Origin of the sequence: Nocardioides sp. NPDC057767 (assembly GCF_042798275.1) — a bacterium.
Lineage (GTDB): Bacteria > Actinomycetota > Actinomycetes > Propionibacteriales > Nocardioidaceae > Nocardioides.
The window spans coordinates 18,448-36,942 of the sequence record NZ_JBHVKJ010000002.1; the positions used below are offsets into that span (position 1 = coordinate 18,448).

General features: G+C 67.6%; 29 protein-coding genes. 24 read left to right on the forward strand and 5 right to left on the reverse strand.

The window, feature by feature from the left end; genetic code table 11:
- Nucleotides 1-21 precede the first annotated feature (21 nt).
- Nucleotides 22-1,017: a stage II sporulation protein M gene (locus tag ACFVDI_RS01365; protein ID WP_378899487.1), complete on the forward strand. Its 996-nt coding sequence runs from the start codon at nt 22-24 to the stop codon at nt 1,015-1,017.
- A 3-nt stretch (nt 1,018-1,020) separates the two neighbouring features.
- On the opposite strand, the gene ACFVDI_RS01370 is transcribed toward ACFVDI_RS01365, so the two are convergent.
- From ACFVDI_RS01370 to ACFVDI_RS01390, 5 genes are read right to left on the reverse strand one after another with little or no spacing between them, the layout of a single operon-like run.
- Nucleotides 1,021-2,322: a DUF58 domain-containing protein gene (locus tag ACFVDI_RS01370; RefSeq protein WP_378899490.1), complete on the reverse strand. Its 1,302-nt coding sequence runs from the start codon at nt 2,320-2,322 to the stop codon at nt 1,021-1,023.
- A complete protein-coding gene (locus tag ACFVDI_RS01375; protein ID WP_378899493.1) occupies nt 2,319-3,302 on the reverse strand; it encodes an AAA family ATPase in 984 nt (327 codons plus the stop codon). The genes ACFVDI_RS01370 and ACFVDI_RS01375 overlap by 4 nt, the downstream gene beginning before the upstream one ends.
- A complete protein-coding gene (locus ACFVDI_RS01380; protein WP_378899496.1) occupies nt 3,299-4,444 on the reverse strand; it encodes a DUF4350 domain-containing protein in 1,146 nt (381 codons plus the stop codon). Before ACFVDI_RS01380 ends, ACFVDI_RS01375 begins: the two co-directional genes overlap by 4 nt.
- A complete protein-coding gene (locus ACFVDI_RS01385; RefSeq protein ID WP_378899499.1) occupies nt 4,441-5,052 on the reverse strand; it encodes a DUF4129 domain-containing protein in 612 nt (203 codons plus the stop codon). Before ACFVDI_RS01385 ends, ACFVDI_RS01380 begins: the two co-directional genes overlap by 4 nt.
- Nucleotides 5,049-6,041: a hypothetical protein gene (locus ACFVDI_RS01390; protein ID WP_378899502.1), complete on the reverse strand. Its 993-nt coding sequence runs from the start codon at nt 6,039-6,041 to the stop codon at nt 5,049-5,051. Before ACFVDI_RS01390 ends, ACFVDI_RS01385 begins: the two co-directional genes overlap by 4 nt.
- Before the next feature lie 500 nt (nt 6,042-6,541).
- On the opposite strand from ACFVDI_RS01390, the gene rpsJ reads away from it, so the two are divergent.
- The 23 genes from rpsJ to ACFVDI_RS01505 all read left to right on the forward strand — a co-directional run bounded on the left by rpsJ (nt 6,542) and on the right by ACFVDI_RS01505 (nt 18,488).
- Nucleotides 6,542-6,850: a 30S ribosomal protein S10 gene (gene rpsJ / locus ACFVDI_RS01395; protein ID WP_008360994.1), complete on the forward strand. Its 309-nt coding sequence runs from the start codon at nt 6,542-6,544 to the stop codon at nt 6,848-6,850.
- A gap of 10 nt (nt 6,851-6,860) precedes the next feature.
- A complete protein-coding gene (rplC, locus tag ACFVDI_RS01400; RefSeq protein ID WP_008360995.1) occupies nt 6,861-7,517 on the forward strand; it encodes a 50S ribosomal protein L3 in 657 nt (218 codons plus the stop codon).
- A 2-nt stretch (nt 7,518-7,519) separates the two neighbouring features.
- Nucleotides 7,520-8,419: a 50S ribosomal protein L4 gene (gene rplD / locus ACFVDI_RS01405; protein ID WP_378899505.1), complete on the forward strand. Its 900-nt coding sequence runs from the start codon at nt 7,520-7,522 to the stop codon at nt 8,417-8,419.
- Entirely contained in the window at nt 8,416-8,712 is a 297-nt protein-coding gene (rplW, locus tag ACFVDI_RS01410; protein ID WP_008360999.1) for a 50S ribosomal protein L23, read from the forward strand. The genes rplD and rplW overlap by 4 nt, the downstream gene beginning before the upstream one ends.
- Nucleotides 8,713-8,728: 16 nt before the next feature.
- Nucleotides 8,729-9,565 (forward strand): 50S ribosomal protein L2, encoded by an 837-nt coding sequence (gene rplB / locus ACFVDI_RS01415; RefSeq protein WP_008361002.1) that lies wholly within the window; start codon nt 8,729-8,731, stop codon nt 9,563-9,565.
- A gap of 3 nt (nt 9,566-9,568) precedes the next feature.
- On the forward strand, nt 9,569-9,850 hold the full coding sequence (rpsS, locus tag ACFVDI_RS01420) for a 30S ribosomal protein S19 (RefSeq protein WP_008361004.1): 282 nt from the start codon (nt 9,569-9,571) through the stop codon (nt 9,848-9,850).
- Nucleotides 9,847-10,266, forward strand: a complete 420-nt coding sequence (gene rplV / locus ACFVDI_RS01425; RefSeq protein ID WP_328528925.1) for a 50S ribosomal protein L22 — start codon at nt 9,847-9,849, stop codon at nt 10,264-10,266. Before rpsS ends, rplV begins: the two co-directional genes overlap by 4 nt.
- Nucleotides 10,266-11,093: a 30S ribosomal protein S3 gene (gene rpsC, locus ACFVDI_RS01430; RefSeq protein ID WP_045550115.1), complete on the forward strand. Its 828-nt coding sequence runs from the start codon at nt 10,266-10,268 to the stop codon at nt 11,091-11,093. The genes rplV and rpsC overlap by 1 nt, the downstream gene beginning before the upstream one ends.
- A 3-nt stretch (nt 11,094-11,096) precedes the next feature.
- Nucleotides 11,097-11,516 (forward strand): 50S ribosomal protein L16, encoded by a 420-nt coding sequence (rplP, locus tag ACFVDI_RS01435; protein ID WP_008361009.1) that lies wholly within the window; start codon nt 11,097-11,099, stop codon nt 11,514-11,516.
- Complete coding sequence (gene rpmC / locus ACFVDI_RS01440; RefSeq protein WP_008361011.1) at nt 11,516-11,758, forward strand: 50S ribosomal protein L29; 243 nt, start codon at nt 11,516-11,518, stop codon at nt 11,756-11,758. The genes rplP and rpmC overlap by 1 nt, the downstream gene beginning before the upstream one ends.
- Nucleotide 11,759: 1 nt before the next feature.
- A complete protein-coding gene (rpsQ, locus tag ACFVDI_RS01445) occupies nt 11,760-12,047 on the forward strand; it encodes a 30S ribosomal protein S17 (RefSeq protein WP_378899509.1) in 288 nt (95 codons plus the stop codon).
- A gap of 185 nt (nt 12,048-12,232) precedes the next feature.
- On the forward strand, nt 12,233-12,601 hold the full coding sequence (gene rplN / locus ACFVDI_RS01450; protein WP_008361015.1) for a 50S ribosomal protein L14: 369 nt from the start codon (nt 12,233-12,235) through the stop codon (nt 12,599-12,601).
- Entirely contained in the window at nt 12,601-12,960 is a 360-nt protein-coding gene (gene rplX, locus ACFVDI_RS01455; RefSeq protein WP_008361017.1) for a 50S ribosomal protein L24, read from the forward strand. Before rplN ends, rplX begins: the two co-directional genes overlap by 1 nt.
- A 2-nt stretch (nt 12,961-12,962) precedes the next feature.
- Nucleotides 12,963-13,523, forward strand: a complete 561-nt coding sequence (gene rplE, locus ACFVDI_RS01460; protein WP_008361018.1) for a 50S ribosomal protein L5 — start codon at nt 12,963-12,965, stop codon at nt 13,521-13,523.
- 1 nt (nt 13,524) lies between these two features.
- Nucleotides 13,525-13,710: a type Z 30S ribosomal protein S14 gene (locus ACFVDI_RS01465; RefSeq protein WP_017932844.1), complete on the forward strand. Its 186-nt coding sequence runs from the start codon at nt 13,525-13,527 to the stop codon at nt 13,708-13,710.
- 86 nt (nt 13,711-13,796) lie between these two features.
- On the forward strand, nt 13,797-14,204 hold the full coding sequence (gene rpsH / locus ACFVDI_RS01470) for a 30S ribosomal protein S8 (protein WP_040755997.1): 408 nt from the start codon (nt 13,797-13,799) through the stop codon (nt 14,202-14,204).
- Nucleotides 14,205-14,226: 22 nt separating this feature from the next.
- Entirely contained in the window at nt 14,227-14,766 is a 540-nt protein-coding gene (gene rplF / locus ACFVDI_RS01475; RefSeq protein ID WP_045550111.1) for a 50S ribosomal protein L6, read from the forward strand.
- Nucleotides 14,766-15,149 carry a 50S ribosomal protein L18 gene (gene rplR, locus ACFVDI_RS01480; RefSeq protein ID WP_008361025.1) on the forward strand — a complete coding sequence of 128 codons (384 nt, stop codon included), beginning with the start codon at nt 14,766-14,768 and terminating at the stop codon, nt 15,147-15,149. The genes rplF and rplR overlap by 1 nt, the downstream gene beginning before the upstream one ends.
- A gap of 34 nt (nt 15,150-15,183) precedes the next feature.
- On the forward strand, nt 15,184-15,798 hold the full coding sequence (gene rpsE, locus ACFVDI_RS01485) for a 30S ribosomal protein S5 (protein WP_008361027.1): 615 nt from the start codon (nt 15,184-15,186) through the stop codon (nt 15,796-15,798).
- Nucleotides 15,798-15,980, forward strand: a complete 183-nt coding sequence (rpmD, locus tag ACFVDI_RS01490; RefSeq protein ID WP_008361029.1) for a 50S ribosomal protein L30 — start codon at nt 15,798-15,800, stop codon at nt 15,978-15,980. The genes rpsE and rpmD overlap by 1 nt, the downstream gene beginning before the upstream one ends.
- Before the next feature lies 1 nt (nt 15,981).
- Nucleotides 15,982-16,422, forward strand: coding sequence for a 50S ribosomal protein L15 (gene rplO / locus ACFVDI_RS01495; RefSeq protein ID WP_008361030.1), 441 nt, complete (start codon nt 15,982-15,984; stop codon nt 16,420-16,422).
- A 183-nt stretch (nt 16,423-16,605) separates the two neighbouring features.
- Nucleotides 16,606-17,916, forward strand: a complete 1,311-nt coding sequence (secY, locus tag ACFVDI_RS01500; RefSeq protein WP_378899513.1) for a preprotein translocase subunit SecY — start codon at nt 16,606-16,608, stop codon at nt 17,914-17,916.
- Nucleotides 17,913-18,488, forward strand: a complete 576-nt coding sequence (locus ACFVDI_RS01505) for an adenylate kinase (RefSeq protein WP_378899516.1) — start codon at nt 17,913-17,915, stop codon at nt 18,486-18,488. The genes secY and ACFVDI_RS01505 overlap by 4 nt, the downstream gene beginning before the upstream one ends.
- Nucleotides 18,489-18,495 lie beyond the last annotated feature (7 nt).

An 18,495-nucleotide genomic window follows, 5' to 3' on the forward strand; every position in this document is an offset into this window, starting at 1 on the left:
CGGTCAGCGTACGCTGCGGGCGTGGATCTCGACGCGTATCTGGCTGCGACCGCGGCCGACCGGACCCGGCTCGAGCAGCTGCTGGCCGAGCGCCGGCTGAGTGGTGCCCAGGCCGACGAGCTGGTCGAGCTCTACCAGCGGGTGAGCACTCAGCTGTCCGTGGTCCGCAGCAACGCCCCCGACCCGACCGTCGTCCAACATCTCTCGGTGCTGCTGGCCGCGGCCCGCAACCGCACCACCGGCACCCGGACCAGCACCTGGTCGGGCTTCCTGCGGTTCTTCACCCACCGGTTCCCGGCGGCGCTCTACCGGCTGCGGTGGTGGTGGCTGGGGATGATGGTGGCCAACATCGTCGTCACGGCGGTGATGATCTGGTGGCTGCTGCGCCACCCGGAGGTCGAGCAGTCGCTGCTGGGGCCGGAGCAGGTCAAGCAGCTGGTCGAGCACGACATCGAGGGCTACTACAGCGAGCACGCCGCTTCGAGCTTCGCCACCCAGGTCTGGGTCAACAACGTCTGGGTCTCGTTCATCTGCATCTCCTTGGGGGTGCTCGGGCTGCCGGTGATCTACTCGATGTTCCAGAACATCTCCAACCTGGCGATCCTCGGCACCCTGATGCACCGCCACGACCGCGGTGGCCTGTTCTGGGGCCTGATCCTGCCCCACGGGCTGCTCGAGCTCACCGCCGTCTTCGTCGCCGGCGCCGTCGGCCTGCGGATCTTCTGGTCCTGGATCGACCCCGGGTCGCTGACCCGTGGTCAGTCGATGGCCCGGGAGGGCCGCACGGCCGGCGGCATCGCCCTCGGTCTCATCGTCGTGCTGCTGATCTCCGGCATCATCGAAGCCTTCGTCACCCCCTCGCCCCTCCCCACCTGGGCCCGCGTCGGCATCGGCATCCTCGCCGAGCTCGCGTTCTTCGCGTACGTCTTCATCGTCGGCCGTGCCGCCGCCTCCCGCGGCGAGAGCGGCGACATCGACGAGCGCCTCCTCGAGGACCGGGTCGCCACCCAGGCCTAGCGATCAGAGCTGACCGGTGGCCTTGAGCTGCAGGTAATGGTCGGCGAGAGCGGGCGGGAGGGACTCGGCATCGGCGTCGACGATGTCGACGCCGAGGGTGCGGAGCATGGCGGCGGTGTGGTCCCGACGGCGGAGGGTCTGCTCGGCGGCGGCCGCGGCGTAGACGTCCTCGAGGGTGTCGCGGGAGGCGGCGGTGGCCTCGAGCTCGGGGTCGCGGACGGAGGCGAGGACGACGCGGTGGTGCTGGGTCAGGACCGGGAGGACGGGGAGGAGCGACTCCTCGATCGCGTGCGGGTCGAGCGGCGTCAGCAGGACCACGAGCGCGCGGTGGCGGCCGAGGCCCGCGACCGCGCCGGCGAGGTTGGACCAGTCCGCCTCGGCGATGACCGGCTCGAGGTCGGCCATCGCCTCCTGCAGCCGCTGGGTGACGTCGCGCTGGCCGGCGAGGCGAACCCGGGAGCGCACGCGCAGGTCGCCGGCGACGAAGTCGATCCGGTCGCCGGCCCGGGAGGCGATGGCGGCGAGCAGGAGGCCGGCGTCCATCGCCGAGTCGAGCCGGGGCACCCCGCCTCCGGCGCCCTCGACCCGGGCGGCCGAGGTGCGGGAGGTGTCGAGGACCAGCACCACGCGGCGGTCCCGCTCGGGCTGCCAGGTGCGGACCACGACGGTGCGGGAGCGGGCGGTGGTGCGCCAGTCGATGGAGCGTACGTCGTCACCGCGGACGTACTCCCGCAGCGAGTCGAACTCGGTTCCCTGTCCGCGGACCCGCACCGCGGCCCGACCGTCGAGCTCGCGCAGCCGCTGAAGACGGGACGGGAGGTGCTTGCGGGACTCGAAGGCAGGCAGCACCCGCACCGAGCCAGCCACCGGGATGGTGCGCTGCCGAGCGCCGAGACCGAGCGGTCCGAAGGCACGCACCGTCACGCCCAGAGCACGCAGGTCACCGCGGCGGCGCGGCCGCAGCGGCGTACGCAGCCTGGTGCGGTCGCCCCGGTCGAGCCGGATCCGGTGGCGGTTGTGAGCAGCGCCGGCGGTCGGCTGCCAGGCATCCCGCACCAGCGCTCGGAAGCGCCGGGCAGGGGAGTGGACCAGAAGCTCCGAGGTCGCCGACTCGCCCAGCCGGATCCCGCCCAGGTGTGCTCGGCTGATCTCGAGGGTCGTCGGTTTCGGCGCCAGGAGAATGTCGAGCAGCGCCAGCACCACCACGAGGAGGACCCAGAGCGCGGCCGTGCTCGCAGCGGGCCGCAGCACGACCGGGACGATGCCGGCCAGCATGAGCAGCGGAACGCGCCAGGTGATCGTCATCGCGGGACGGGGACGGCCCCGATGGCGGAGCTCAGGACCTGGCTCACCTGGACGCCTTCGAGCTCGGCCTCGGGGCGCAGCGCCAGCCGGTGGGCGAGGGTGGCGTGAGCCAACGACTTCACGTCGTCCGGCGTGACGAAGTCGCGGCCGGCGAGCCAGGCCCAGGCCCGAGCGGAGCGGAGCAGCGCGGTGGCGCCGCGCGGGGAGACCCCGGCCGACAGCGACGGGGACTCACGGGTCGCCCGGGCGATGTCGACGATGTAGCCGGTGACCTCGGGGGAGACCTGGACCGTGGAGACGTGCTGCCGAGCGGCTTCGATGTCGGCGCCGGAGGCCACCGCACGCACTCCGGCACCGGCGACGTCGCGTGGGTCGAAGCCGGAGGCGTGCCGGGTGAGGATCTGCACCTCGTCGGCGCGCTCGGGCACCGGCAGGACCACCTTCAGCAGGAAGCGGTCCAGCTGCGCCTCGGGGAGCGGGTAGACACCCTCGTACTCGATCGGGTTCTGGGTCGCGGCCACCAGGAACGGGCGCGGCAGGTCGCGGGTGACGCCGTCGACCGAGACCCGGCCCTCCTCCATCGCCTCGAGCAGTGCCGACTGGGTCTTCGGCGGGGTGCGGTTGATCTCGTCGGCGAGGAGCAGGTTGGTGAAGACCGGCCCCTCCCGGAAGGTCAGGGAGCCGTGGGTCGACTCGACGACCATCGATCCGGTGATGTCGCCGGGCATCAGGTCGGGGGTGAACTGCACCCGGCGGGTCTCGACCGACAGAGCGGCGGACAGCGACCGCACCAGCAGGGTCTTGGCGGTGCCGGGCACGCCCTCCATGAGGACGTGCCCGCCGCAGACCAGCGCGACCAGCAGCCCGGAGACTGCGGCGTCCTGCCCGACGACCGCCTTGGCGACCTCGGCCCGGACCGCGGTGAGCCGCTCCCGGGCGCCGTCGGGCGACACGGAGGGGATGGTCTCGGATTGGGTCATGGGTGTCGTACCTCTTCCTCAAGGGCCGCCAGCGCTCCTGCCAGCGTGATCAGGTCTTGGTCGTTCTCGATGGGAGCATCGGTGAGCAGCGCGGAGACCTCGAGGTCGGGTCGTCCGGTGCGGTGGGCGACGGCGCGTACGACGGCTTCCGGGGTGGCCTCCCGGCCCAGCCGCAACCGCCGGGCGAGGCGGGTGCGGGCGGCGTGTCGCAACATCGTCGCGGCGTGGGTGCGGTCGCCGGAGCGACGGTAGAGCCGGCCCAGGCTGCGCGTGGTCTCCCCTGCACGCACGTGGACCGGCAGCGGCTCGACCGCCAGCGGACCCAGCCGCCGCCCGCGGACGATGGCGAAGGTGACCACCGCGAGCAGCAGGAGCCACAGGGCCGGGTTGATCCAGCGCGGCAACAACGAAGAGGGCGAGTGGCCCTCGTCGGGGGCGAGGTCGTCGACGGAGGGGACGTACCAGACCAGATGGTCGCTCTCCCCGAGCAGCCGCAGCGCCACCGCCGCGTTGTCCGCCCGCAGGATCTGGTCGTTGGTCAGGACCTGCGGGGCACCCCACACGGTCAGCCCCTCCGCGGGCGCGAGCACGGCGCCGCCCTCGTGCGGGAAGCAGGAGCCGGCGTCGTACGCAGTCACCGCATCGGCCTGGATACCGAGCCCTTCCCAGCGCGGGTCGTCGCAGCGCGCCTCGACCTTCTCGGCGGTCTGGGCGACCGCGTAGGGGATGCCGAGCATCGCCGACACGTAGGGCGCGGGCTCGGCCAGGATCAGGTCTCCGGCGTCGCCGGTGCGCTCGCGCAGCCGGGAGGCGGTGTTCTCGCCGAGGGCGTCGGTGCCGGTGACGAAGACGGTCGTGTCCGCCTTGATCGGGGTGTTGTCGAGGGCCTTGGAGGAGCGGATGATCTCGACCTCGACCCCGTGGTCCTCGAGCACCCGGACCAGCGCCCGGGTGCCGTCCGGATCGGGGCTCTCGGGGTCGTAGGGGGCATAGGACTCCCCACCCTTCGGCGTTGCGACGTACGCCAGCACCACCGCGATCACGAAGGCCAGCGCCACGATCAGCCACGGCCGGTTACGGAGGAACCAGCCCCGCAGACGACCGGTAGAACCGGCCGATGGTTCGACGGTCTGCGTGCTCATCGCGCCACCGCCAGCTCCTGCTCGAGGTCGAGCACGCCCTCGGCCTGCTCACGCGTGGCGGGGTGATGCCCGTAGAGTACCTCGTTGAACAGCTCTGCGGCCTTCCCTGCGCGGCCTTCGAGCGACAGCTCCCGCTCCAGGCTCGCCGCGACCTCGGCGGCGGTGAGCCCCGGATCCTCGGCGAGCCGTCCGCGCTCGACCTGTCGCCTGGCGAGCGCCCGGAACCCGTCGATGACGGCGGTGCCATGATCACCCGAAGCGTACGCAGCCTCGGCCCGAGCCCGCAGCGCAGCAGCGGAGAGCGACTCGTCGGTGAGGACGTCCCCGTTGCGGTCGCGGGCGACCCGGGGACTGCGCCGGGCACGCGAGACCAGCAGGCCGAGCCCGATGAGGATCGCCGCGAAGACGACCATCGCGGCGACGGTCTGGGCCCAGGGCACGTCATCTGCCGACGGAAGGCCGTCGGAGAGAGTGCGCTCGATCCAGCGTTGGATCCGCTCGATGATGTCGAAGTCGTGGTACTCGGGCCCGGCCAGCTCCCTCCGGAGCCACGAGCGACCCTCCTCCGGCGTCGGCGCCAGGGGAGGGGACTGTTGGAGAAGGATCATCGGCTCAGCAGCCCGGCCTGCTCCATCAGGTCGACCTCGTAGGACTCCTTGCGGATGCGCTGGTCGAGATATTGCAGGTTGGTCACGGCACCGGTGAACGGTGTCGCGATCGCGGCAGCCACCACCGTCGAGATGGCGGTGCCGGCGATGGTCGCCAGGAGGTAGAGGTCCGGCGCGGCGATCCCGACGATGCTGGAGACCAGGCTGATCGGGAAGCCGACGATCTGGGAGGCGAACCCGGCGATGATCGCGGTGAGCAGCCAGATCCCGAGGAGCCGCCAGAACTGACGCGCCGAGAGCTGCCAGGCGCGGCGGACCGCGCCGACGACGCCGGTGTGCTCGAGCATCAGCGCGGGGATCGCGAGCAGGTAGAACCGCACCGAGACGAAGATCGAGGCGACGATCAGGAGCAGGATCATGAGGACGCCGACCAGGATGGCCGGCACCGGGCTGTCGACCATGATGGCGAGCGCCACGACAGGGACCGCGGCCAGCGCGAACATCATCAGATAGAAGAGAAGGAACAGCACCGCCAGCCCGATCAGGCGCCAGCGGTTGCCGTGGGTGGCCGCCCAGGCCTGGCCGAGGGTGAGCTTCTTGCCGATCGCGGCCGCGTGGGCGACGTGGGAGATCATCCCCGACACCAGGATCGTGCCGAAGGCCTGCAGGACCGTGCCGAGGAGCAGCGATCCGAACGCGGCCACCATCCCCACGATCTCGGAGTTGCCGGGCTCCCAGTTCGGGTCGTCGAGCGAGGCCCCGAATCCTTCGAGACTGTCCCCGGTTGCGGTGATGGCCCCGGTCACGACCAGCGGGAGGGCCATCGCGACCGCCGCCACGAGGACAGACGCGCCGACCGTGGCGCCCGGGTTGAAGCGTACGAGCCGGAAGGCTCCGTCGAGCATGTCGCCGAGACCGAGCGGTCGCAGCGGGATCGCGCCAGGCTTGTGGGCCGGCGGCAGTGGCTGCGCCCACGTCGGTTGGTGCACCGGCTGACCCGGCGGGGGAGGGCTGGACGGTGCCACCGCACCCTGTTGAGGTTGCTCACCCGGTGGGGGTGGCCACACTCCTGACATCCTGATGCTCCTCGTCGCGAAGGCCGGCGAACTCGCTCGGTTGGGGGCATCCTCTCAGAGCGACCCAGGCGACATCGTTGATTTGGAGCCACCTGCGTACGCGTGACAAGATTCTCTGGTTGCTCCAGTGAATGTGCGCTGGGGTGCGCACACCTTGACTACTGAATCGCGTCACCTGAGCAGGCTGATCAGCCTGTCCGGATGTGGTCTGTGGTCGCCGTGTGCCCATCCCGAAGGCGTGGTTCCAGTGAAGCTGATGGTGAAAGTCCCGTCGAGAAGTCGGCGTTCGCTTGTGAAAAATAAGCGACACGCCCGACCGCGGGGGTCGGAGCCAGAGGTGAGCAACCGGGCCGACTCAGCCGGAGGAAGCCTGTAGCACGCGGCACGCTGACCAAGAAGGACGAGAGAGACAGATGGCGGGACAGAAGATCCGCATCAGGCTCAAGGCCTATGACCACGAGGTGATCGACACCTCGGCGCGAAAGATCGTGGACACGGTCACCCGTACGGGTGCCAAGGTCGCCGGCCCGGTGCCGCTGCCGACCGAGAAGAACGTGTACTGCGTCATCCGCTCGCCCCACAAGTACAAGGACTCGCGCGAGCACTTCGAGATGCGCACCCACAAGCGCCTCATCGACATCATCGACCCGACCCCGAAGACTGTTGACTCCCTCATGCGGCTCGACCTGCCTGCTGGTGTCGACATCGAGATCAAGCTCTGAGGTTGACGACATGACGATCGAACGCAACGTGAAGGGTCTCCTGGGCACCAAGCTCGGCATGACCCAGCTGTGGGACGAGAACAACGTCGTCGTCCCCGTGACCGTCATCGCGGCGAACACCAACGTCGTGACCCAGGTCCGCACTCCCGAGGTCGACGGCTACAACGCCGTGCAGATCGGCTACGGCGAGATCGACGGCCGCAAGGTGAACAAGCCGGGCGCCGGCCAGTTCGAGAAGGCCGGCACCACGCCGCGCCGCCACCTGGCCGAGATCCGCACCGCCGACGCCGCGTCGTACTCCGCCGGCCAGGAGCTCTCCGTCGACACCTTCGCCGTGGGCGAGGAGATCGACGTGACGGGCACCTCGAAGGGTAAGGGTTTCGCGGGCACCATGAAGCGCCACGGCTTTGCCGGTGTCAGCGCTTCGCACGGTGCTCACCGCAACCACCGCAAGCCGGGATCGATCGGCGCTTGCGCCACCCCGGGTCGCGTGTTCAAGGGCGTCCGCATGGCCGGTCACATGGGTACTGACACCGTCACCACCCAGAACCTGACCGTGCACGCCGTCGACACCGAGAAGGGCCTCATCCTGGTCAAGGGCGCCATTCCTGGCCCCAAGGGTGGCCTCGTGGTCCTCCGCTCGGCTGCTAAGAAGCTGGAGGCCTGATCATGGCTATCAAGACCGTCAAGGTCGACTTCCCGGCTGAGATCTTCGATGTTGAGCTCAACATCCCGCTGATCCACCAGGTCGTCGTCGCGCAGCAGGCCGCTGCGCGCCAGGGCACGCACGCCACCAAGACCCGCGGCGAGGTCCGCGGTGGTGGCCGCAAGCCCTACAAGCAGAAGGGCACCGGTCGCGCCCGCCAGGGTTCGACCCGCGCGCCGCAGTTCGCCGGTGGTGGCACCGTCCACGGCCCGCAGCCGCGTGACTACAGCCAGCGCACCCCCAAGAAGATGAAGGCCGCCGCCCTCCGCGGTGCCCTCTCCGACCGGGCTCGCGCCGGCCAGATCCACGTGGCCGAGTTCGCCTTCGAGGCGCCCTCGACCAAGACCGCGCTGACCGCCCTCAAGGCGATCTCCGACGCGAAGCGCTTCCTCGTGGTGCTGGACCGTTCCGAGTCCGTCGCCGCGCTGAGCCTGCGCAACGCGCCCGAGGTGCACCTGCTCTGGGCCGACCAGCTCAACACCTACGACGTCCTCGTCTCCGACGACGTGGTCTTCTCCAAGCCGGCCTTCGAGATCTTCGTCTCGGGCAAGCCGGTCGTCGCCGCCAAGGAGACCGTCACCATCGGTGAGGTCGAGAAGGACGCGGCCAAGAAGCCCGCCGCGGAGCCCGCCAAGGAGACCGACCTTCCCGAGGGTGCTGTCGCGCCGCTCGAGGACGGCTCCGCTCCCGAGGGCTTCGACATCAAGGGCAACGTCAAGGGCAAGGACAAGAAGTTCCACGCCCCGGGCGGCCGTTGGTACGAGTCCACCAAGGCGGAGTTCTACTTCAAGTCCGCCGAGGACGCCATCGCCGCAGGCTTCGTCGAGGCCGGCAAGAAGAAGGCTGAGGAGGCTGACAAGTGAGCACGCTGCACTACGACCCCCGCGACATTTTGATCGCGCCGGTGGTCTCCGAGAAGAGCTACGGCCTCCTCGACCAGAACAAGTACACCTTCATCGTTCGCCCCGACGCGAACAAGACCGAGATCAAGATCGCGGTCGAGAAGGTGTTCGACGTCAAGGTGACCTCGGTCAACACGATCAACCGCAAGGGCAAGGCCCGTCGTACTCGTTACGGCCTGGGCAAGCGCCCCGACACCAAGCGCGCGATCGTCTCCCTGGCTGAGGGCGACCGCATCGACATCTTCGGCGCGTGAGAAGGACTGACTGAACATGGCTATTCGTAAGTACAAGCCGACCACCCCGGGCCGTCGTGGCTCGTCGGTGGCCGACTTCGCCGAGATCACTCGGACCACGCCGGAGAAGTCGCTGACCAAGCCCCTTCCCAAGAAGGGCGGCCGCAACAACCAGGGTCGCGTGACCACGCGTCACCAGGGTGGCGGTCACAAGCGCGCGTACCGGATCATCGACTTCCGTCGCTACGACAAGGACGGCGTGCCGGCCAAGGTCGCTCACATCGAGTACGACCCGAACCGCACCGCCCGTATCGCCCTGCTGCACTACTTCGACGGCGAGAAGCGCTACATCCTCGCGCCCGTCGGCGTGAGCCAGGGCACCGTCGTGGAGTCCGGTCCGACCGCTGACATCAAGCCCGGCAACAACCTGCCGCTGCGCAACATCCCGGTTGGTACCACCATCCACAATGTTGAGCTGCGTCCGGGTGGCGGCGCGAAGATCGCCCGCTCCGCCGGCATGAGCGCCCAGCTGGTCGCTCGCGAGGGCTCCAAGGCCACGCTGCGTATGCCTTCGGGTGAGATGCGCTTCGTCGACGTGCGCTGCCGCGCCACCGTCGGCGAGGTCGGCAACGCCGAGCAGTCCAACATCAACTGGGGTAAGGCCGGCCGCATGCGGTGGAAGGGCGTTCGCCCGACCGTCCGTGGTGTCGTCATGAACCCGGTCGACCACCCGCACGGTGGTGGTGAGGGTAAGACCTCTGGTGGCCGTCACCCGGTCAGCCCCTGGGGTAAGCCCGAGGGCCGCACGCGCAAGCGCAAGGCCTCTGACTCGCAGATCATCCGCCGCCGTAAGAGCGGGAAGGGTAGGAAGTAAGCAATGCCTCGCAGCCTGAAGAAGGGCCCCTTCATCGACGATCACCTTCAGAAGAAGGTCGACGCCGAGAACGAGAAGGGCACCCACAACGTCATCAAGACCTGGTCGCGCCGGTCGATGATCGTGCCCGAGATGATCGGTCACACCATCGCCGTGCACGACGGTCGCAAGCACGTCCCGGTCTTCGTGTCCGACTCCATGGTCGGTCACAAGCTGGGCGAGTTCGCCCCGACCCGCACTTTCAAGGGTCACATCAAGGACGACCGGAAGGGACGCCGTCGATGAGCACCACCGAGCGTGTGCGCGTAAGCGCCCGCCGCGACTCCCTGCTCGGCGACCAGCCGGGCGCCTTCGCGAGTGCCCGCTTCGTGCGGATCACCCCGCTGAAGGCGCGCCGGGTCGTCGACCTGGTCCGCGGCCTGCCCGTCGACGAGGCCCTGTCCCTGCTGCAGTTCGCGCCGCAGGCAGCCTCCGAGACTGTCTACAAGGTTCTCGAGAGCGCCATCGCCAACGCGGTGTCGACCGAGGGTCTGGACCGCGACGACCTCGTCGTCTCGGTCGCCATGGTCGACGAAGGTCCGACCATGAAGCGCTGGCGTCCTCGCGCCCAGGGCCGTGCGACCCGCATCAACAAGCGGACCTCGCACATCACCCTGGCCGTGCAGCCGGCCGACGTCGTCGAGAAGGGCGGTAAGAAGTAATGGGTCAGAAGATCAACCCGAACGGCTTCCGCCTGGGCATCTCGACCGACCACAAGTCGCGTTGGTACGCCGACAAGCAGTACAAGGAGTACGTCGGCGAGGACGTCAAGATCCGCAAGCTGCTCAGCAAGGGCATGGAGCGGGCCGGCATCGCCAAGGTCGAGATCGAGCGCACCCGTGACCGCGTCCGTGTGGACATCCACACCGCGCGTCCGGGCATCGTCATCGGCCGCCGTGGCGCCGAGGCCGACCGCCTCCGCACCGAGCTGGAGAAGCTCACCGGCAAGCAGGTTCAGCTGAACATCCTCGAGGTCAAGAACCCCGAGGTCGACGCTCAGCTGGTCGCCCAGGGTGTCGCCGAGCAGCTCAGCGGTCGCGTGCAGTTCCGCCGCGCGATGCGCAAGGCCATGCAGACCACCATGCGCTCCGGTGCCAAGGGCATCCGGATCCAGTGCTCGGGTCGTCTGAACGGCGCCGAGATGTCGCGTACGGAGTTCTACCGCGAGGGCCGCGTCCCGCTGCACACGCTGCGTGCCGACATCGACTACGGCTTCTACGAGGCCCGCACGACCTTCGGCCGCATCGGCGTGAAGGTCTGGATCTACAAGGGTGAGGTCTCCGGCTCGCGTGCCGAGCGTCAGGCCGCCCAGGCCGCCCGTGCGGGCGTCCCGGGTCGCGGTGGCAACGACCGTCGCGGTGGCCGCGGCGACCGTCCGTCGCGTGGCTCCCGTGGGGACCGCCCGAACCGCGCCGACCGCGCGGCGAAGACTGAGGCGCCGGCTGCCGCTGAGGCTCCCGCCGCCGAGACCACGACCCAGGAGGGCTGACCCATGCTGATGCCCCGTCGAGTCAAGCACCGCAAGCAGCACCACCCCAAGCGCACCGGCGTGGCCAAGGGTGGCACGAAGCTGGCCTTCGGTGACTACGGCATCCAGGCGATCGAGGGTCACTACGTGACCAACCGCCAGATCGAGGCGGCGCGTATCGCGATGACTCGCCACATCAAGCGAGGCGGCAAGGTGTGGATCAACATCTACCCCGACGTCCCGCTGACCAAGAAGCCTGCCGAGACCCGCATGGGTTCCGGTAAGGGTTCCCCCGAGTGGTGGGTCGCCAACGTCAAGCCCGGCCGAGTGATGTTCGAGCTCTCCGGTGTCGACGAGAACACGGCTCGCGAGGCCATGCGCCGCGCGATCCACAAGCTGCCCATGAAGTGCCGTTTCATCACGCGAGAGGCTGGTGAGTTCTGATGGCTAACTCCCTGCAGGCGTTCGAGCTGGACGAGCTCACCGACGTCGACCTCGAGGCGAAGCTGCGCGAGGCGAAGGAGGAGCTGTTCAACCTCCGGTTCCAGGCGGCCACCGGCCAGCTGGAGAGCCACGGTCGGCTCCGCACCGTCAAGAAGGACATCGCCCGGATCTACACCGTGGTGCGCGAGCGCGAGCTCGGCATTCGCGTGGCCCCGGGCACCGAGACCACCGAGGAGGCCTGAGATGGCTGAGTCCACCACTGCGCCCACTGAGGGCACCGAGCGCAACACGCGCAAGGTGCGCGAGGGCCTCGTCGTCAGCGACAAGATGGACAAGACCATCGTCGTCGAGGTCGAGGACCGCGTGAAGCACCCGCTCTACGGCAAGGTCATGCGCCGTAGCAGCAAGCTCAAGGCTCACGACGAGCAGAACACCGCCGGCATCGGCGACCGCGTCCTGGTCATGGAGACCCGGCCGCTGTCCGCGACCAAGCGGTGGCGCCTCGTCGAGGTCGTCGAGCGCGCCAAGTGATCCTCGTCTCGTAAGAGACGGATCCGGCTGGCGACGCTGGGTTTATTCAAACGTCGCCAAATTGACCAAAGGGTGCAGGTCCAGCGACCATTGTTCGCTGGGCCTGTGCCCATCAAATCCCATTACGTTCGGCAAGGCTCACCCGCCCTGGAGCGGGGAGAGAACCAGCTCGACAAGGAGAAGTAATGATCCAGCAGGAGTCGCGACTCAAGGTCGCCGACAACACTGGTGCGAAGGAGATCCTTTGCATTCGTGTGCTCGGTGGTTCCGGTCGTCGCTACGCCGGCATCGGCGACACCATCGTCGCCACCGTCAAGGACGCTATCCCCGGTGGCAACGTGAAGAAGGGTGACGTCGTCAAGGCCGTCATCGTGCGCACCGTCAAGGAGCGCCGCCGCGCTGACGGCTCGTACATCCGCTTCGACGAGAACGCCGCCGTCATTCTCAAGAACGACGGCGAGCCGCGAGGCACCCGCATCTTCGGCCCGGTCGGCCGTGAGCTGCGCGACAAGAAGTTCATGAAGATCATCTCGCTCGCGCCGGAGGTGCTGTGATGGGTCGCTCGCACATCAAGAAGGGCGACACCGTCAAGGTGATCGCTGGCAAGGACAAGGGCGGCTCCGGCAAGGTGATCGCCGTCCTCACCAACGAGGACCGTGTGATCGTCGAGGGCATCAACCTCATCAAGAAGCACACCAAGGTCCAGGACCAGGGCGGTCGCGCCGGCACCACCGGCGGCATCGTGACCACCGAGGCCCCCATCCACGTTTCCAACGTCCAGCTGCTCGAGGGTGGCGAGCCGGTTCGCGTCGGCTTCCGCCGTGAGACGGTCCAGAAGCGTCGCCCCGACGGGTCGACGTACGCCGCTGAGCGCAGCGTTCGCATCTCGCGCAAGACCGGTAAGGACATCTGATCATGACCGACACCGCTGTGGCCCCGCGCCTCAAGACGAAGTACCGCGAGGAGATCGCCCCCGCACTCCAGCAGGAGTTCGGCATCTCCAACGTCATGCAGATCCCCGGTCTGACCAAGATCGTCGTCAACATGGGTGTCGGCGAGGCTGCTCGCGACTCCAAGCTGATCGAGGGCGCTGTCAACGACCTGACCGCGATCACCGGCCAGAAGCCGCTGATCAACAAGGCGAAGAAGTCGATCGCGCAGTTCAAGCTGCGTGAGGGCATGCCGATCGGTGCGCACGTCACGCTGCGCGGCGACCGCATGTGGGAGTTCCTCGACCGCCTGCTCTCGCTCGCGCTGCCCCGCATCAGGGACTTCCGCGGCCTCAACGGCAAGCAGTTCGACGGCAACGGCAACTACACCTTCGGTCTCACCGAGCAGGTCATGTTCCACGAGATCAACCAGGACAAGATCGACCGCTCGCGGGGCATGGACATCACCCTCGTGACGACTGCCACCAACGACGACCAGGGTCGCGCGCTGCTCAAGGCGCTCGGCTTCCCGTTCAAGGAGAACTGAGATGGCGAAGACCGCTCTCAAGGTGAAGGCCGCCCGCAAGCCGAAGTTCGCGGTTCGCGGTTACACCCGCTGCCAGCGCTGCGGCCGCCCGAAGGCCGTGTTCCGCAAGTTCGGCCTGTGCCGTATCTGCCTGCGTGAGATGGCCCACCGCGGCGAGCTGCCCGGCGTCACCAAGTCCTCCTGGTGAGCGATCACCGTTCCAACCACTGACGTTGAAGGTCCTCATGACTTTGTGTCGTGAGGAAACCACTACGAGAAAGGGCCGTTCGGCCAATGACGATGACTGACCCGATCGCAGACATGCTCACTCGTCTGCGTAACGCCAACCAGGCGTACCACGATGCGGTTTCGATGCCGTACAGCAAGCTGAAGCAGGGCGTCGCTGAGATCCTCCAGCAGGAGGGCTACATCACCAAGTACGAGGTGCTGGAGCCCACCGAGGGCCAGGTCGGCAAGACCCTGTCGATCACCCTCAAGTACGGCCGCAACCGTGAGCGCTCGATCGCCGGCGTCCGCCGCATCAGCAAGCCCGGTCTGCGTGTCTACGCGAAGCACACCGGTCTCCCCAAGGTGCTCGGCGGCCTCGGTGTCGCGATCATCTCGACGAGCCAGGGTCTGCTGACCGACCGCCAGGCGAACAAGAAGGGCGTAGGTGGGGAAGTCCTCGCCTACGTCTGGTAATCAGGGAAGGGAGAGAGAAGAAATGTCGCGTATTGGCAAGCTCCCCGTCCCGGTTCCGGCCGGCGTGGACGTCACCATCGACGGCCAGGTTGTGAGCGTCAAGGGCCCCAAGGGCTCCCTGTCGCACACCGTGGTCGACCCGATCACCGTCGAGAAGGGTGACGGCGTCCTCGACGTCAAGCGCCCCGACGACAGCCGGGACAGCAAGGCCCTGCACGGCCTGTCCCGCACGCTGATCAACAACATGGTCCTGGGTGTCACCGAGGGCTACGAGAAGAAGCTCGAGATCGTCGGCGTGGGTTACCGCGTCCTGTCGAAGGGCCCGACCAAGCTGGAGTTCCAGCTGGGCTACTCGCACTCGATCATCTTCGACGCCCCGGAGGGCATCACCTTCACCACCGACGGTCCGACCAAGCTCGGCGTCGTGGGCATCGACAAGCAGCTCGTCGGTGAGGTTGCGGCCAACATCCGCAAGCTGCGCAAGCCGGAGCCGTACAAGGGCAAGGGCGTTCGTTACGCCGGCGAGAACATCCGCCGCAAGGTCGGAAAGGCTGGTAAGTGATGGCCATCTCGCTGTCGAACAACAAGCACACCGCTTCTCGTGTCCGCTCGCGTCTGCGTCGTCAGGCTCGCGGTCGCAAGAAGATCGAGGGTACGCCGGAGCGTCCGCGCCTCGTCGTGACCCGGTCGGCCAAGCACATCACCGCCCAGGTCGTCGACGACCTGGCCGGCAAGACGCTTGCCTCGGCCTCGACCATCGAGGGCGACCTGCGGTCGGCCTCGGGCGACAAGACCGCCAAGGCCAAGCAGGTCGGCGAGCTGGTCGCGTCGCGTGCCAAGGCCGCTGGGGTGGAGACCGTGGTCTTCGACCGAGCCGGCAACAAGTACCACGGCCGTGTCGCCGCGCTCGCCGATGGCGCGCGCGAGGCCGGTCTGACCTTCTGATCGCAACGATCGAACGAGAGAAGAGGAAAGTCTGATGAGCGGAGCCCAGCGCGGACAGCGTGGTGGCGAGCGCCGAGGTCGCGACGACCGTCGCAACCAGAGCGCCGACAAGACCGCCTACATCGAGAAGGTCGTCGCGATCAACCGAGTTGCCAAGGTCGTGAAGGGTGGTCGTCGCTTCAGCTTCACCGCCCTCGTGATCGTCGGTGACGGTGAGGGTCTGGTCGGCGTCGGCTACGGTAAGGCGAAGGAAGTTCCCGCGGCGATCGCCAAGGGTGTCGAGGAAGCGAAGAAGCACTTCTTCCGCGTTCCCCGCATCCAGGGCACGATCCCGCACCCGGTGCAGGGTGAGAAGGCCGCTGGTGTGGTCCTTCTCCGTCCGGCCGCCCCTGGTACCGGTGTCATCGCCGGTGGCCCGGTGCGCGCCGTCCTGGAGTGCGCCGGCATCCACGACGTGCTGAGCAAGTCGCTCGGTTCGTCCAACCAGATCAACATCGTCCACGCGACGGTGGAGGCCCTCAAGATGCTCGAGCAGCCTGAGGCCGTCGCCGCCCGCCGTGGTCTCCCGGTCGAGGACGTTGCCCCGGAGGCGCTGCTGAAGGCGCAGGCCGAGGTCGCGGAGTCGCCCAAGGTGGAGGTGTCGGCCTGATGGCGCAGCTGAAGGTCCAGCAGAAGAAGGGCCTCGTTGGTCTCAAGCAGAACCAGCGGGACACCCTGCGTACGCTCGGTCTCAAGCGGATCGGCGACGTGGTCGTCAAGGAGGACCGCCCGGAGATCCGCGGCATGGTCCAGACCGTCCGTCACCTGGTGACGGTCGAGGAGGTCGACTGATATGGCACTCAAGGTGCACAACCTGGCGCCGGCTCCCGGTGCCAAGAAGGCCAAGACCCGCGTGGGTCGTGGTGAGGCGTCCAAGGGTAAGACGGCCGGCCGTGGTACCAAGGGCACGAAGGCCCGTTACCAGGTCCCCGCCTACTTCGAGGGTGGCCAGACCCCGATGCACATGCGGCTCCCCAAGCTGAAGGGCTTCAAGAACCCCTTCAAGGTGGAGTTCCAGGTCGTCAACCTCGACAAGCTCAACGAGCTGTTCCCCGAGGGTGGCGTCGTCACCCCCGAGACCCTGATCGAGAAGGGTGCCGTCCGCAAGGGCCACCCGGTCAAGGTCCTGGGCCAGGGTGACCTGACCGTCAAGGTCGAGATCAGCGCCAACGCCTTCTCCGGCTCTGCCAAGGAGAAGATCGAGGCTGCTGGCGGAACTGTCACGGTTCTCTGACAGTTCTACTAACGTAGAGCCTGTCACGTGGGAGCGCGGCCGGGTCGCCCCTTCGGGGTCCCGCCCGCGCTCCCGCTGTTTCAGCCCTACGTGCAAGAACTTCCGTGGGGGCTGTTAGGCTGCCACGGGTTTTCGCATCGGCGCAGGCCCTGCGACCCCTGATTGTCGAAAGAGGAACCATTCGTGCTTGGCGCGTTCGCATCAGCGTTCCGTACTCCGGACCTGCGCAAGAAGCTGCTCTTCGTTCTCCTGATCGTCGTGATCTTCCGAGCGGGGTCTCAGATCCCTGCTCCTGGCGTTCATGTCGCGAACGTCCAGCAGTGTCTTGACGCCGCCCAGACCGGTGACAGCGCCGGCCTCTACAACCTGGTCAATCTCTTCTCCGGCGGCGCTCTGCTGCAGCTGACGGTCTTCGCGCTCGGCATCATGCCGTACATCACCGCGAGCATCATCCTGCAGCTGCTCGTGGTGGTGATCCCGCGTCTGGAGCGCCTCAAGAAGGAGGGCCAGGCCGGGCAGACGAAGATCACGCAGTACACCCGCTACCTGACCCTCGGCCTCGCGGTCCTGCAGGCGACCGGCATCGTCGCGCTGGCGCGCTCCGGCGACCTGCTCCAGGGCTGCACCCAGCCGTTGCTGCACGACGACGGCACCGCCACCTTCCTGGTCATGGTCGTCACCATGACCGCAGGCACCGCGGTCATCATGTGGCTCGGTGAGCTCATCACCGAGCGTGGCATCGGCAACGGTATGTCGATCCTGATCTTCACCCAGGTCGTCGCGACCTTCCCGGCCACCATGTGGGCGGTCAAGAACGACAAGGGCTGGTGGACCTTCGCGATCGTGATCGTCATCGGTCTGGCGATCATGGCGGCGGTCATCTTCATCGAGCAGGCCCAGCGCCGGATCCCGGTCCAGTACGCCCGCCGGATGGTCGGTCGCAAGATGTTCGGCGGCTCCTCGACCTACATCCCGCTCAAGGTGAACCAGGCCGGTGTCATCCCGGTCATCTTCGCCTCGTCGCTGCTCTACCTGCCGGCGATGGCGGCCCAGTTCAACCAGAACGCGCAGAACCCGCCGGCGTGGGTCGACTGGATCAACACCTACTTCGTCCGTGGCGACCACCCGGTCTACATGGCGACGTACTTCGCGCTGATCATCTTCTTCACCTACTTCTACGTGTCGATCACCTTCAACCCGCCGGAGGTCGCCGACAACATGAAGAAATACGGTGGCTTCATTCCAGGAATTCGGGCTGGGAAGCCGACCGAGGACTACCTGTCCTACGTTTTGTCCCGTATCACACTGCCGGGCTCGCTCTACCTCGGTCTGGTTGCGCTCATCCCGCTGATCGCCCTGGCGCTCATCAACGCGAACCAGAACTTCCCGTTCGGTGGCACCTCGATCCTCATCATGGTCGGCGTCGCCCTCGACACGGTGAAGCAGATCGAGAGCCAGCTCCAGCAGCGCAACTATGAAGGGTTCCTCCGATGAGACTGATCATCATGGGCCCGCCGGGAGCCGGTAAAGGCACCCAGGCGAAGTTCATTGCCGAGCACTTCGGGATCCCGGCGATCTCGACCGGCGACATCTTCCGCGCCAACGTCTCCCAGGGCACGCCCCTGGGCGTCGAGGCGGCGTCCTACATGGACAAGGGGGAGTACGTCCCGGACTCGGTGACGAACCTGATGGTCCGTAACCGCATCGACGAGCCCGACGCTGCCAACGGATTCCTGCTCGACGGTTACCCGCGCACGCTCGCGCAGGTCGAGGAGCTCGACGGGATGATCAAGTTCACCGGCCACGCGCTCGACGCGGTGGTCGTGCTGACCGTCGACAAGGACGAGATCGTGCAGCGGCTGCTGCAGCGTGCCGAGCTCGAGGGTCGCGCCGACGACACCGAAGAGGTCATCCGTCGTCGCCAGGAGGTCTATCTCGAGGAGACCGCGCCGCTGATCGAGGTCTACAAGGGCCGCGGCCTGGTGCACGAGATCGACGGCATGGGTGACGTCGACGACGTCACGAAGCGGATCTTCGACGAGCTCGACATCATCCCGGAATCCTGAAGAAGAC